13 protein-coding genes are annotated in these 13,093 nt (G+C 57.2%); all 13 read left to right on the top strand.

Annotated elements, in window-relative coordinates; all coding sequences use genetic code 11:
* Position 1 precedes the first annotated feature (1 nt).
* The gene (locus VM554_05820) at positions 2-1,261 is read left to right on the top strand and encodes a TrbI/VirB10 family protein (protein HVJ07881.1); all 1,260 of its coding nucleotides are present in this window, start codon (positions 2-4) and stop codon (positions 1,259-1,261) included.
* 13 nt (positions 1,262-1,274) lie between these two features.
* Positions 1,275-1,496, top strand: a complete 222-nt coding sequence (locus VM554_05815) for a hypothetical protein (protein ID HVJ07880.1) — start codon at positions 1,275-1,277, stop codon at positions 1,494-1,496.
* Between the two features lie 24 nt (positions 1,497-1,520).
* On the top strand, positions 1,521-2,309 hold the full coding sequence (locus VM554_05810) for a hypothetical protein (GenBank protein ID HVJ07879.1): 789 nt from the start codon (positions 1,521-1,523) through the stop codon (positions 2,307-2,309).
* Between the two features lie 11 nt (positions 2,310-2,320).
* On the top strand, positions 2,321-2,590 hold the full coding sequence (locus VM554_05805; protein HVJ07878.1) for a hypothetical protein: 270 nt from the start codon (positions 2,321-2,323) through the stop codon (positions 2,588-2,590).
* The gene (locus VM554_05800) at positions 2,569-3,534 is read left to right on the top strand and encodes a type IV secretion system protein (protein HVJ07877.1); all 966 of its coding nucleotides are present in this window, start codon (positions 2,569-2,571) and stop codon (positions 3,532-3,534) included. Before VM554_05805 ends, VM554_05800 begins: the two co-directional genes overlap by 22 nt.
* Before the next feature lie 162 nt (positions 3,535-3,696).
* Positions 3,697-4,506, top strand: coding sequence for a VirB8/TrbF family protein (locus tag VM554_05795; GenBank protein ID HVJ07876.1), 810 nt, complete (start codon positions 3,697-3,699; stop codon positions 4,504-4,506).
* Positions 4,503-5,483 carry an ATPase, T2SS/T4P/T4SS family gene (locus VM554_05790; GenBank protein ID HVJ07875.1) on the top strand — a complete coding sequence of 327 codons (981 nt, stop codon included), beginning with the start codon at positions 4,503-4,505 and terminating at the stop codon, positions 5,481-5,483. Before VM554_05795 ends, VM554_05790 begins: the two co-directional genes overlap by 4 nt.
* A 495-nt stretch (positions 5,484-5,978) precedes the next feature.
* Positions 5,979-6,350: a single-stranded DNA-binding protein gene (ssb, locus tag VM554_05785; protein ID HVJ07874.1), complete on the top strand. Its 372-nt coding sequence runs from the start codon at positions 5,979-5,981 to the stop codon at positions 6,348-6,350.
* A gap of 72 nt (positions 6,351-6,422) precedes the next feature.
* The gene (locus VM554_05780) at positions 6,423-7,388 is read left to right on the top strand and encodes a RepB family DNA primase (protein HVJ07873.1); all 966 of its coding nucleotides are present in this window, start codon (positions 6,423-6,425) and stop codon (positions 7,386-7,388) included.
* Positions 7,389-7,411: 23 nt separating this feature from the next.
* The gene (locus tag VM554_05775) at positions 7,412-7,738 is read left to right on the top strand and encodes a hypothetical protein (protein HVJ07872.1); all 327 of its coding nucleotides are present in this window, start codon (positions 7,412-7,414) and stop codon (positions 7,736-7,738) included.
* A gap of 169 nt (positions 7,739-7,907) precedes the next feature.
* A complete protein-coding gene (locus tag VM554_05770; GenBank protein ID HVJ07871.1) occupies positions 7,908-8,270 on the top strand; it encodes a hypothetical protein in 363 nt (120 codons plus the stop codon).
* Between the two features lie 2 nt (positions 8,271-8,272).
* A complete protein-coding gene (locus VM554_05765; GenBank protein ID HVJ07870.1) occupies positions 8,273-10,282 on the top strand; it encodes a type IV secretion system DNA-binding domain-containing protein in 2,010 nt (669 codons plus the stop codon).
* Positions 10,282-13,059, top strand: coding sequence for a MobF family relaxase (mobF, locus tag VM554_05760; protein HVJ07869.1), 2,778 nt, complete (start codon positions 10,282-10,284; stop codon positions 13,057-13,059). The genes VM554_05765 and mobF overlap by 1 nt, the downstream gene beginning before the upstream one ends.
* The last annotated feature ends 34 nt before the right edge of the window (positions 13,060-13,093 follow it).

The following is a 13,093-nucleotide window of genomic DNA, read 5'->3' as shown; positions in this document are numbered from 1 at the left end:
CATGTCGGAGCTGAATCAGAACATCCCTGCAACTGTCCCCCAACAGCCGGAGTCGAAGCCTCCGCTGCGACGGAGTATGCCGGTCATAATCGCCCTGGTCGTCATCATCGGGCTGATCGGCATCGCGAATCTTTCAAGTCTGTTGAGCGGCAACAAGAAGAGTGCTCCCACGAGCGCGTTGCCCATGCGCCCGACAGCTCCGAACGCGCAGCAGGTCAGCAGCTTTGAATCACAACAGCAGTTGCAGGCGCAGCGCGATGCCGAGGCGCGGCAGCATCAGCAAGAACTCAATGCAGCCCTGCGGCAACTTCAGGAAACCGAAGGCGTTCCCGGCCCAGAGGCCGGCGGTGCGCCGCCGATGACCGCCGCACAGCGCTCAGCCATTTATGGTGACAGTCCGAATGCTCCTCAGCACACGTCGAACATGTCTCAGGCGCAGGCCGAAGCCAAGCAGAAGCAGCTTGCCAAGGAAAAGCAGCAACAGGATGCAATCAATAGTGACACGCTGGCGATTGATTTCGAGCGCACTGGCCCAGCGACAGCGACGGTAGATACCGATCAAGGAACGGCTCCGCTCGGCGCTGGCAGCCCAGGGAATGAGAAGCCTGTCAGTGATGGAAGCAAGGCTGACAACAAGGGCAAGGCGATGGCCGGGTACGACTTCGACACCTATGAAGGTCGCCTTTATCGCATCTTCGAGGGGACAGTGCTTGAGGGAGTGGTGACCAACCACATCGACGGAGGCTTCAGCGGCCCCATCATGGTCTCGCTCACGACGGATCTCTACTCCCACGACCATCAGCAGCTTCTTTTGCCGCAAGGCACGCGGCTGCTTGGCGACGTGCAAAGCGTCGGGAATGCACAACAGCGCAAGATGTTCGTGACCTTCCACCGGGCAATCTGTCCCGATGGCTTTTCGCTGGAGTTTGCCAAATACATCGGCCTCGATCAGATCGGCACGACGGGACTCGCCACAAAAGTGGACCACGGCTATTTGCAGGCGTTCGCCGCTGCCGCCGCTATCGGTGGCTTGGGCGGGTTGGCGCAGATCGGTAACGGCGGCAGCGTTCTTGATCCTTCAGTGCAGATTCGGAATGGAATCTCAGAACAATCGGCCGTCGAAGGCGAGCAAGTGTTGAATCAGTTCCTCAACCGCCTGCCGATCATCACGCTCAAAGAAGGCTCACGTGCTCGCGTCTACATCGGCACGGACCTGCTAATTCCATCTTACGCAGAGCACCGCGTCGATCCGACCCTTTAGGGAGGGATCTGCAATGAAGGACCGCCACGTACACATGATTCAGTTTGATCGCGCCTACAAAGTCTCCGGGATTATCAGTGCGATCATTCTCTCCCTGTTGTTCCTTGGGACAGGTACTGGAAGGAACACCCTCGCGTGGATCTGCATCCGGTCCACCGAGGCTGTCACGAACGCGCAACATATCCGCGCACTTTCCCTGGACAGGTTCGACCCGACCTGCCCGCAGTGCATGTAGTTCAACTCAACCACAGGAGGCTCTATGAAAGTCACACTGACAAACCGGCGCAAATGGCTTATCGGGGCGAGTGCAGCTCTGCTCTTCACCGCCACACCCGGCTTTGCTCTGTTTGGAATGGGAGACATCGTCTTCGACCCCACCAGCTACGGAAGTCTCGTCTCCCAACTCACCACATTGCGGACGCAGTACACCATGCTGAAGAACAACATCACCCATTTCTCAGTAAAGCGACAGTGGCAGACAACGCTCCATGCTCTCGAAAATGTGAATGTCGCGAACATGTTTGGTGAAACCTCGGGTATGAGCGTCGCACTCAACACCAACTCACCGTCGGCGTCGAGTACGGCATGGAAAGCCGCGACTGTGGTCCTGAATGGCGGTGCTCCAGCGTACCTTGCTATCCATTCCCTTGGCGGCTCTCGCACCTCACAGCTTGCCTTGATTGAAACCTCGGATTCGGTCTCTCCCGACTGCCTCACTTCTGTGGGGCAGTACCGCAGCGAGAGAAGCGGCAACCTCGCAGCCAACAACGCGCTGCTCTCGCAACAATTTGACGGCGGCGACAGCTCAAACAGCGAGGTCCAACAGCTCAACCTTCTGAACGCTGCGGAAGCGCAGAAAGCCGCTGAAATGCAGGCCCAAGGGAGACTGCAAGCCTGCCTGGCCTCACAGATGACGCTTACGAATATGGAGCGTCGCAACGCCCACGTCGAAGACCTAAACACCGCTGTCTTCGTGCAGCAGCAGCGTTCAGTCAATGACACCAGCGCATCCAACGAAGGTAGGACCTGGAGTACCTATCTTCCATAAGGGAGGCGCTCATGCTGAAAGCGATCAACACCAAAATCCTGCTTGCGATCCTTGCGGCTCTTACCGCTATTGGGGGCGCAATCACCTATCAGCGGCATGAGGCGGCGAAAGCCGCCGCCGCTGCCGCGAAAGCCGCAGCTATCCTTCAGCAACAGCAGAAGGAGTCCGAAGAACGGAAGGCCGAAGATGAAGCGTTTCGTCGGCGCGTAGAGGCGGACAAGAAAAAGCACAATTCTGCGGCCGCAAAAGAGGGCAAGACTTGGCAGAAATACATTCCCTGATTGTCATCGAGGGGAGGGGCGATATGGTTTCCGTGGCTCTATTGGCGCAGGCGCTTCCAAGCGCGAGTTCCGGCGTAGATTGGCTCTATCAATTCACCAACAATCTGACCAATCTGACGACGCAGAACGGTGGTGCGCTTACGCAGCTTGGACTCACGGAGCTGGCTTGCATTTCGCTCTTCACCCTCATCAGCATGGTCGTGAATTGGAATACCCAGACCATGACATTGCGTTTTCACGCGCAGCCTATCCATGCGGGTGACCTGGTGAACTTCTTGGTTCGCCTCACCGTTTGCTGCCTGCTCGAAAATTACTGGGTGAATCCGTTCCCGGGCGCGAGTTTCGGTATCAATCACTTCTTTTCGTACATCGCGCAGGCGATGGTTGCGGCGTTCGATCAGAACTCGCTCGACAACCTGCTCCAGCTACTCAAGACCGCTGGCGACAATACCGCGATGCCATCGCTGATGGCCCCGGTTCAAATCCTCTGTTATTTCGTCGTGCAGGGACTACTCGGCATCGCATCCGCCATCCTATTTGTGATCAATTGCAGCGCGTTCATCCTTTATGGAGTCACGGCGCTATTCGGTCCGATCTTTGTTCCATTGTTGATGACGAAGACCTTCCGCGCGAAGTTCTTCCACTTCCTCGATGTCCTGATTAGCTTTGCCATGATTCGCGCTGTGGCAGCCGCCTTTATCTTCGTGTGGGGCGGGTTCATGAATGCTTTCATCCAACAGACATTCAACGGAAATTACTCGATTGAGATGTGGCTCGCCAATCTCATTCCGTGCATCATGGTATTCATCGCCTTCATCATCAACATGCTCTACATCCCGAGCATGACGCAGGCGATCTTCGGCGGGGCCGCCGGCCTTTCCGAGAACATTACCAAGCTGGCCGGAAGCGTAGCGTCTACGGCAGTCATGAGCGGAGGCGGATAAACGTGTTCACTTTTCTTCTTCGTGTAAAGGCGATGCACCGGCTGGGCCTTGCCCGGCCATTCAGATACATCCTGTTGGCGGTGCTTGTCGGCTGTCTCGTCGCCGGGGCAATCTACGCCTATGTCGTCCTAAACGCAGTGCAGGAAAGGAGCCATCATCCCCATGTCCACGAGCCAAGCAGCCCATGAACGCGCCACGTTGACACCAGAGCACGCACTGCTCACGGATCAGATCGGCAACGAGGTTTATTCCTCACATTATGCCGAGCGCAAAGCCTACCGCCTCATCCTTACTTGTGGAACGGTTCTGCTTTGCGGTTCAATGTGGTTCAACTTCTCTCTCGCCCACCGTCCTCTCGTGAATCGTTACATCCGCATCGACGAGATGGGCCGCGCCCAGGCGATTCAGTACAGCGATTTGAACTACAGTCCTCGTGAGGGAGAGGTTCGCACGTACGTCACCGATTGGGCGAATTATCGCTATACGATCAACCGCGACACTATCGCGAAGAAATACCCGCTCAACTATTACTTTCTGTCCGGCAGTCTTGCCTCGCAGTTGATGGCCGACGACAACCAGAATCACCTTGTCTCGCAAGTAGCAGGCGGTCAGATTGAGCAAAGTGATGTTGAGGTGAAGAACGTAACCATCACCTCCATGTCGCAGGAGACGATACAGGGCGCAATCCTGGCGCGCGGCACGGCTCTGTTGGCACTGGATAAGCTCTACTCCCCGAGCCATTCGAGGGAGCCCAGGACCGAGCATTGGATGCTCAGCCTAACCTACTACCTGAACCCAAAACAGGTCAGCGATCAGGCCAAGATCTACCCGCAATACGAGTTCATCAACCCGCTCGGTTTGACGATCACTGAGTTCCATGAGAACCGAGTCTCAGTCGATCCGCTTGCGCCGGGTGCCTTGTCCTCGGCCACAGCAAGGATTACCTCGCCAACGGCAGGAGCACCGCGATGAGCTATGAGCTGATATTGCCGTTCTTTCCCGAGGAGCTGCGGACACTCTTGCTGGACCCGTCCATCTCGGACTTGATGATTAACGGAACGACAGGAATCTATGCGGATCGGGGTGGCGTGATCGAGAAGATTACCCTTTCCACGCCCTACACAAATGACCGTCTGCAGGCTGCGATTGAGCGTGTTGCCCGCATCCTTGGACAGGACCTGACCAGTCAGAATCCGATCCTCAATACACGCCTGCCGGACGGCTCCCGGGTAGCAGTCGTGGGCTCTCCATCTTCCATCAATGGCCCAACCCTGACGGTCAGAAAATTCAATCGGTGGTTCACTTCGGACGAACTCATCAAATCCGGCAGTTTGCCGGAGCAGATTCGTGACTCCGTAGCCGGCATGATCGCAGAGCGGAAGAATGGCATCATCAGCGGCGGGACGGGTTCAGGTAAGACGACTTTGATGAAAGCGCTGCTGGATCATGTCCCCTTGCATGAACGGCTCATCGTTATCGAGCAACCTGCCGAATTGAAACTGACACATCCGAATGCGGTTCGCTGGGAAGCGGTCGAGGCAATTCCTGGCCAGGTTGCCGTGACTCCGAGCCAGCTCGTCGCCGCTGCCATGCGCCATCGTCCCGACCGGATCATCATGGGCGAGATCCGGGATGAATGCGGCTATGACCTCCTGCAAGCGATGAATACGGGACATGGCGGAACGCTCTCGACCATCCATGCAAAGAGCGCATGGGATGCTTTGAATCGGCTCTCCGATCTTGCCCTGAGTGCTCACCCCAACCTAAACCACTCGTTCATCCGTTCGGAGACGGCAGAAGCGATCGATTTCGTCCTGTACTGTGAGCGCGATCATCTAGGCCAGCGCCGTGTGCGAGAGCTTATCGCTGTCAGAGGGTACAGCCATGCGGAACAGTCCTTTGAGACAGATGAACTCTATCGTGCTCCCTCGGCGGCAGCGGCGGCATGAGGTGAGGATTGGACCCGAATCGTCATGGTACTTCTCACAGACAAATCGCAGCCGAATCTCTCGACCGGAGTGGGGGTGCTTGAGCATGACGAAGGCCAGCTGAAGACATCCGCATTCGGGGTCCACTTGCGGCTCTCTGCGGGAACCTTGGCGAAAGTGAGCGGGCCGCATTTGCCGGTTTGCAGCATCACCATAAAGCGCATGAGCAGGATTGTTCAGGCGGGTGTCTCCCGTATGTATCCCGCTTTCTGCGCGGTCACTGCTTCGGGGTCAATCCGACGCCCGGCGGCAGGCTTGTTCTTCTGCTTCGGCTTCCACCCAACCGCGCAACAAACGCGCGCAGGGGCCCGGCATTGCGCCGCCTACGGTTACGGTTTCCGGCTGTGCCGGACCCTCCGTAAATGCAGAACTTCGGCCTTGGGAGTCGGACCCACTCGCTAGGCTTCGCCAGGTGTGACCCGAGCAGATCGGGAATCTCAAAACGGAGACACAATTATGTACCTGAACAAAGTAATCCTCATGGGCTTTCTCGGCGGCGATGCAGTTGTTCGCACCGGCAAACACGACAAGCAGTTCAGCACGCTCTCCCTTGCAACCAAGGAGTCCCGCAAGGACAGAGAGACCGGCACGTACAACGAGCGCACCGAATGGCATAGCCTCATCGTCTTCGGCAAGTTGGCCGAGTTCGCCGGCAAGCTCAAGAAGGGCGCCCACATCCAGATCGAGGGCAAGATTCAGCACTCGGAATACAAGGGCGTGAAGACCGACACGATCCGGGTGACATCCATCCTCAAGCTGGACCGCGCGGAACGGTCTGCCGCAGAGGAAGAGTTCGATGAAGCTCCCGACGAGGACGCGGCCGCATAGGCCGCTCCCTCACGTGAGAAGCCCGGCCTGCGCCGGGCTTCTCTACTGCCCAAGCCCAACACAATCTTTCTCATGAGAAGTGCCACTATGAGTCAAATCGCTGCCGGTTTCCTAAGACGCTGTTTTGGCCCCGATGAGACCGTTGCGATCCTGATTAGAAATCAGAATTGCGCGGCTCCGATGCAACGTGTCGTGCGAGTGGAGCGTGTCTTGGAGACCCGCTATATGGCATGGCTCTCGTACGAAAACCAGCATGGCCGCAACAACATCTATGTCACGGCGAACCCGCTGCGGCCTGGCAGCCGGAGGCGCACCAAAGCGTGCATCTCTTCTGTCCGGCATTTGTACCTCGATATTGACGAGGATGGGGACGTGCGCCTCGCTGCGCTTCGGGCATCCGAACTGGTGCCGCCGCCCACCTCAATTCTCTCAACATCGCCTAACAAGTATCAGGTGCTTTGGCGGGTCGAGGGCTTCGACTTTGCGGGGCAAGAACAGATGCTCAAACTGCTCTCTATCGCCTTCGGTGGCGATCCCGCTTGCACCGATTGCAACCGCGTTCTACGCGTCCCTGGATTTCTGAACCGTAAGTATGATCCGGCGTGCCGAGTCGAAGTTGAATACCCGGACGATTCCGTCTGGACTCCAAAGGATTTCAGGCTAGAAGCCGGCACTGTCAATGCGTTGCTGATCGCGCGGGAGAATCCACCCAGCAATGCACAATCGAGGCACAGCAACTCGGAGAACGATTGGGCATGGGTTTCTCGCGAGCTTGCCCACGGCAAAGATGCAGCAAAGCTGACCCGAGAACTGGCCTCACGCCGCCTAGATAAGCCAAATCCTCTGTACTACGCCCAACGCACCGTCGATGTCGCTTCGGCTCAACTATGGATCATTGAAGGCATCCGATTTGGCGACGTCATCACGATGCTCGAATCACGCCGACGCTTCGAACTTCCCGCTGCCATTTGCTCAGCTCGTGCGCGGGAGATTGCGACTACGGCAGAACGCATGATTGTCCGCAGAAAATCCGCTTGATTTCAGACCCAAAGGAGAACCCAATGCCACTACTAGAAGTAACCCAAACTCGCCACGTTTGCGCTTCGATTCGCCTCACTGATTCGACGGCTTTGCTCGTCGATCAGTACGCGGCTTTTATCAAGGCCCCGGCAGACAATGTTGTTGAGGAATCGCTGAAGCATGTGTTTGCCAAGGATCGCGATTTTCAGGACTACCTGAAGTCGCCTCAAGCGCAGAGGATCACGCCCACGCTTCGAGTGCGCCGAGCCAACGCCAACGACGGCGCGGAAGCGACTACGAAGAAGCCGGTTTCTGCGGCTCCATTGGCACCCCAAACTACGGCGGTTGTGGCGGGATCGAAGGCATGACCCTCCATCTACATCTGTGGCGATATGGAAGCGGTGCTGCGCACCGGGTGTATCTCGACACTCCACCCCTCACAGGGTCATGCAGGGTGCACTTGGGTGCACCTGTTTAGAACCAGCCACATAGCAAATTCAGGTGCACCTGGGTGCACCTGAGATTTCGAGGTAATTTATGGCAATTCTCGACCCGGAAAATGTCGCAATTTCCGAGGACGACAGCGCGGCCAATCGCGTATGTCCAGTGACGGTGAAGCTCACCCAGGATGAGCATCGGGAGGTTACAGACCACGCGGAAGGATTGGGGCAGGCCCGCAGTGAATGGATGCGGGATGTGATCCTCCGCGAGTTGCGGAGTGCCTCTGCCGATCCACTCTTGGAGGAAATCGTAGGCATACGCCTTCTGCTCATCAATGTCCTCCGCCCGCTCGCAAATGGACAGCAGATGTCTCCCGAAGCATTCGACAAGCTGCTCGAACATATCGGCACTCGCAAAGTGGAGATCATTCAGAAGATGGTCTCGGCGCGGAGGAGGTAGCCATGCCAAAGACAATTTGGGGTCGCAAAGAGACGATCATCTGGCCGCAGAACAAGCCCATCTATACCTATACTGCGATCTTTGTGGCGGTCGTTCTCACCGTGCTTTTGGTGTTTGGATGGCTCCGGTTTTTCTCCGCGCCATTGCAGTGGTTCTACATGCCGGTATATGCGCGTACCTCGGTCCTTGGAGCTTTCAGCCGGACGCATCGTAGCCAGTACCGGATGCTATTTCTTAGCGGCCACGGACTGAAGCCAGGGCCGGTGATGAATGGGGATGTGGTACACGGAAAGACACCGGAACCAGATGGTCGCGACCTCCCGCTGGCGCTCTCGACCACGGCACTTCAGCGTGGTAACGACCTGCTCTTTCGCGGGCCGATCCGGAGCTACCAGGATGCCAAGCTGCATGAGTACCTGAAGGCCGCCGTCTTTAACGGACGGGAGCTTTCGGCTCTTGTCAAACCGCCTGCGTTTCTCGGTGCCGGAGTCTTTCTTCTCCTGCTGCCGTTCGCTGTCGCACTCGATTTGAAACGGCAGAAAGCACTGAAGTACGGCCGGCGTTTGAAAGGCCCGGAGCGACTGACGCCCCAGGAATTCAACAAGACTGTGAAGGGCAGCGGGATCGGCTTCAAGACCGACGGGATGAAAGAGATGATTCGGATTCCGGCCAAGGCCGAAGCACAGCACATGCAGATCATTGGCGATACCGGAGCGGGTAAGTCCGCGATGCTCTTTCAGGTGCTCCGGCAGGTACGTGGAAGGGGTGATTCGGCTATCGTGTATGACCCGGCACGGGAGTTCGTGAAGCGATTCTACGACCCATCGCGGGGAGACGTGATCCTGAATCCGCTCGATAAACGGTGCCCCTATTGGGGACCGGCCGAGGAACTGCGCAGCCGCTCCGAAGCAAAGGCGTTGGCGGCCTCGCTCTTCCAACCGCCGCAGGATCGGAAGGGCGAGTTCTTTATCGAATCGCCGCAGAAGATCTTCGCTTTTCTCATGGCCTATGGGCCGACTCCGGACGAGCTAGTCCAGTGGATGTCGAACCCCGATGAGATAGACCGCAGGCTCAAGGGTACCGAGCACGCGCATCTGATCGATCCCAAGGCCCACCAGCAGAGGGCTGGTGTTCTCGGCTCTCTCGGCCTTGTTGCGGACAGTCTGCGATTGCTACCCAAAAGAGAGGAAGCTAATGGTGCATGGACGGCTACCGAATGGGCGGAGAAGCGGCAGGGGTGGATCTTTATTACATCGCTTCCAGCCGAGCGCGAAGCCTTGCGGCCTTTGCAGAGCTTGTGGATTGACTGGTTGGTTTTGCGATTGCTGAATGAACCCACCAAAGACCAGAAACGGGTCTGGTTCGTCATTGATGAGCTGGCGAGCTTGCAGAAGTTGCCGCAGCTTCACACGGCAATTACCGAAGGGAGAAAGGGGCGCAACCCGGTCGTGCTTGGCTTTCAGGGCAAGGCGCAGCTGGAGTACTTGTATGGGCATTTGGCGGAAGTGATGCTGTCGCAACCCGCGACGAGCGTTTGGCTCACGACGAAGGAGCCAAATGCCGGAGAGTGGGTCTCGAAATTCATAGGTAAGGTCGAAATCGAGCGGCTGCGCGAGACGCACTTCGACGGCACAAGAGCAGGGCGCAATTTCACCATTGATAGACAGGTTGAGCCGCTGGTACTGGAATCCGAAATCTCCGGTCTCCCCGACTTGCACGCATTTATGAAGTATCAAAACTATGTGACATATTTCTCTTTCCCGTACTTCGATATGCCGGAGGTGGCCGAACCCTTTGAGCTACGCGAACGCCAGGACGACAAGCTGCCATACGATCCCAAGGCAGTGCGCAGCACTAGACCGGAGTCGGAATTGAAGCAGGAGCCGGAAACCGCTACGCCCGCGCCTGAGCCAAATGAGCCTTCGACCGCGAAGTCAATTCAACCCGACCTCATAGCGATTCCCGATACCCATGAGGAACACGTCGCAGTTCAGGACGGATGGAGTCTCTAATGCTGAACATCTCGAAGCCGCTCTCTGCAAGCCAGGCTCAGACCTACCATGCCAAGGAGTTCACCGCCGCCGAGCAGAACTACTGGAAGCAGGGCGACACCATTCAGGGGGAATGGCACGGCAAGCTCTCGGAGGAGTTCGCGCTGGCGGGGGCCGTTGGCGCGGAGGAGTTCGCTCGTCTCTCCCAAGGCCAACATCCACAAACCGGCCATCAGGTGGTCCTCCATCGGACTGTCCATGAATATAAGAATACGGACGGCAAGATGGTTTCTCCAGTCGAGCACCGCGCCGGTTGGGACGCGACATTCTCAGCGCCGAAGTCCATTTCACTGACAGCCCTGGTCGGCGGCGACGAGCGTGTGCGCGAGGCACATCGGGAGGCTGTCAACGTCGCACTGAACGAATTGGAGAAGTACACACAGGCGCGGATCGGCGGCAATAATCCCGCCGAAACCACCGGGAAGTTTGCCGCTGCCAAATTCGAGCACGATACCGCTCGTCCCGTCGATGGATACGCCGCGCCGCAGCTCCATACGCATGTCGTCATCTTCAATATGACCGAGCGTGAGAACGGCAAAATGCGGGCGTTACAGCCACACTCCTTATTTGAGAGCCAGCAGTTCGCCACCGCTGTTTACCAGTCCCATCTCACATACAAGCTCCGCGCACTCGGTTATGAAATCGAGCCGGGAAAGAGCGGAGCACCAGACATCAAGGGCTACACGCAGGAATACCTTGATGCCTCTAGTCCGCGTCGCCAGCAGATCGAGGAAGCTCTCTCTCGCAGTGGTTTCACAGGCCCCGAGGCCGCGCAGATTGCCGCCCATAACACACGCGACAAGAAAGTCATCCTCTCGCCGGATCAGATCCTGGCCGCGCATAGACAGATCGCCGAGGAGTTCGGCAATCAGGCCGCAAGGGTTGTCGCCGTAGCCAAGGAGCGCACGATGGAACAGGCCCAGGAGCGACCGGAGCCGGTGCGCCATCAGCAGGTGCGTGAAGCCATCACCTTTGCCCGCGATAAGAGCTTTGAGCGCGAAGCCGTCATCGACGAACGCGCTCTTTATGTCGATGCTTTGCGTCGGGGGATGGGCGAGATGACTTACCCTCAGGTCCGCGCCAATTTCGAGGCGCGTGTTGCCTCCGGTGAGTTCAAGCAAGTTCCTGCAAACGCGCATGAGGCCGGGCGCAGGTTCACCACTGCGGCAACTATCAAGGCAGAGAATGAAATCGTCGAACGGATACAGGATGGACAAGGGCGCATGTCGCAGATCATGCCAATTGAGAGCGCGGTCCCTCTCGTAGACTCACATCCCCATTTCAATGCTGCGCAGAAGAGAGTTGTCGAGGAAGTTCTCACCTCGTATGACCGCATACAGGGATTGCAGGGGCGAGCAGGCTCAGGCAAAACGTCGGTTTTGGAGACCATACGTCAGGGAGCCGAGCAGAACGGCTACTCCGTGGAAGGTCTTGCGCCGACATCGCGGGCTGCCAAGCAACTTCGCGACGCCGGTATTATGGCGGCTACATTGCAACGCTTCTTAGCAGGCGGCGGTCCGCAGGCCGCCGGCGATCCTGGGAACAGGCATCTCTACATGGTCGATGAATCCTCTCTGGCATCGACGCAACAGATGCGCGACCTCCTGAACAAGATCGAACCGCAGGATAGAGTCCTGCTAATTGGGGATTCGCGCCAGCATCAGGGAGTCGATGCGGGAAAGCCTTTCGAGCAGTTGCAGCAGGCAGGCATGAAGACTGTACAGCTTGACCAAATCATGCGCCAAAAAGATCCTGAATTGCTGAAAGCCGTCGAGCATCTGTCCAACCACAAAACCGCTATCGGTGTCGAACTCCTAGCGCAGCAAGGACGCATCACAGAAATTGTTGACCCAGAGCAGCGTGTTGCGGCGATCGCAAAACAGTACGCGGCGCACCCTGGAAAGACTCTGGTCGTTTCCCCCGACAATGCTTCGCGACGGGCCATCAATCAGGCGGTGCGGCAAGAATTGCAAACGCTTGGCATCGTTGACGGAACTGATCATTCTGTACGCGTTCTCGTTCCCCGCAACGATATGACCGGGGCTGATCGCGAATGGGCCGCAAGTTATCAGCCCGGAGACGTCCTGCATTACGTGCGCGGCAGCAAGGAGCACGGCATCGAGGCCAGAAGCTACGCCCAGGTTGTCACCACGAACCCGGCAGAAAATCTGATTGCCGTGCGAAAGCAAGACGGCAAGCAAGTGACCTATAACCCATCACGGCTTCGCGGCATCGCCGCTTACCGTGAAATTGAGCGAGAGTTTGCCGTAGGAGACAAAATTCAGTTCACTGCACCATCGAAAGAGTTGCAGGTTGCCAATCGTGATCTCGGCACCATTCAGAGTATCGGAGAAAATGACGATATAAGCGTCCGAATGGAAGGTCCGAAAGGCGGGGTTATACGGTTCGACGCCAGCGAAATGCGTCACTTCGATCACGGCTATGCCGTGACATCACACAGCTCGCAAGGACTCACCGCAGAGCGTGTCTTGGTCAATATGGACACGGAGGTTCACCCCGAATTGATAAATTCGCGCTTCGCGTATGTCTCTGTCTCACGCGCCTCGCACGACGCACAGATTTATACCAACAATGCGGCCAATCTCGCTGAGAGTCTGAACCGCGATGTGTCCAAGGCCTCTGCTATTCATTTTGGCACGAGCCAAGTTTCAGTTGCGGGCGCACGGAAGGCGGCGTTAACAGAAACGCGATCTGTTGGCCTTGGATTAGCTCTATAAGGTTAAGACAAATAGTCTCTCGATGACCGGGTAA

The sequence above is a fragment of the Acidisarcina sp. genome (genome assembly GCA_035539175.1).
In the GTDB taxonomy this organism is placed as follows: domain Bacteria; phylum Acidobacteriota; class Terriglobia; order Terriglobales; family Acidobacteriaceae; genus JANXZS01.
This window is presented reverse-complemented; position numbering and strand designations above follow the sequence as displayed.

What these genes read in the sequence shown, in the direction of transcription:
- VM554_05770 (HVJ07871.1), top strand. Translation starts at nt 7,908, where the DNA reads ATGGCAATTCTCGACCCGGAAAATGTCGCAATTTCCGAGGACGACAGC.
- VM554_05805 (HVJ07878.1), top strand. Translation starts at nt 2,321, where the DNA reads ATGCTGAAAGCGATCAACACCAAAATCCTGCTTGCGATCCTTGCGGCT.
- VM554_05780 (HVJ07873.1), top strand. Translation starts at nt 6,423, where the DNA reads ATGAGAAGTGCCACTATGAGTCAAATCGCTGCCGGTTTCCTAAGACGC.
- VM554_05795 (HVJ07876.1), top strand. Translation starts at nt 3,697, where the DNA reads ATGTCCACGAGCCAAGCAGCCCATGAACGCGCCACGTTGACACCAGAG.
- VM554_05810 (HVJ07879.1), top strand. Translation starts at nt 1,521, where the DNA reads ATGAAAGTCACACTGACAAACCGGCGCAAATGGCTTATCGGGGCGAGT.
- VM554_05765 (HVJ07870.1), top strand. Translation starts at nt 8,273, where the DNA reads ATGCCAAAGACAATTTGGGGTCGCAAAGAGACGATCATCTGGCCGCAG.
- mobF (HVJ07869.1), top strand. Translation starts at nt 10,282, where the DNA reads ATGCTGAACATCTCGAAGCCGCTCTCTGCAAGCCAGGCTCAGACCTAC.
- VM554_05775 (HVJ07872.1), top strand. Translation starts at nt 7,412, where the DNA reads ATGCCACTACTAGAAGTAACCCAAACTCGCCACGTTTGCGCTTCGATT.
- ssb (HVJ07874.1), top strand. Translation starts at nt 5,979, where the DNA reads ATGTACCTGAACAAAGTAATCCTCATGGGCTTTCTCGGCGGCGATGCA.
- VM554_05790 (HVJ07875.1), top strand. Translation starts at nt 4,503, where the DNA reads ATGAGCTATGAGCTGATATTGCCGTTCTTTCCCGAGGAGCTGCGGACA.
- VM554_05820 (HVJ07881.1), top strand. Translation starts at nt 2, where the DNA reads ATGTCGGAGCTGAATCAGAACATCCCTGCAACTGTCCCCCAACAGCCG.
- VM554_05815 (HVJ07880.1), top strand. Translation starts at nt 1,275, where the DNA reads ATGAAGGACCGCCACGTACACATGATTCAGTTTGATCGCGCCTACAAA.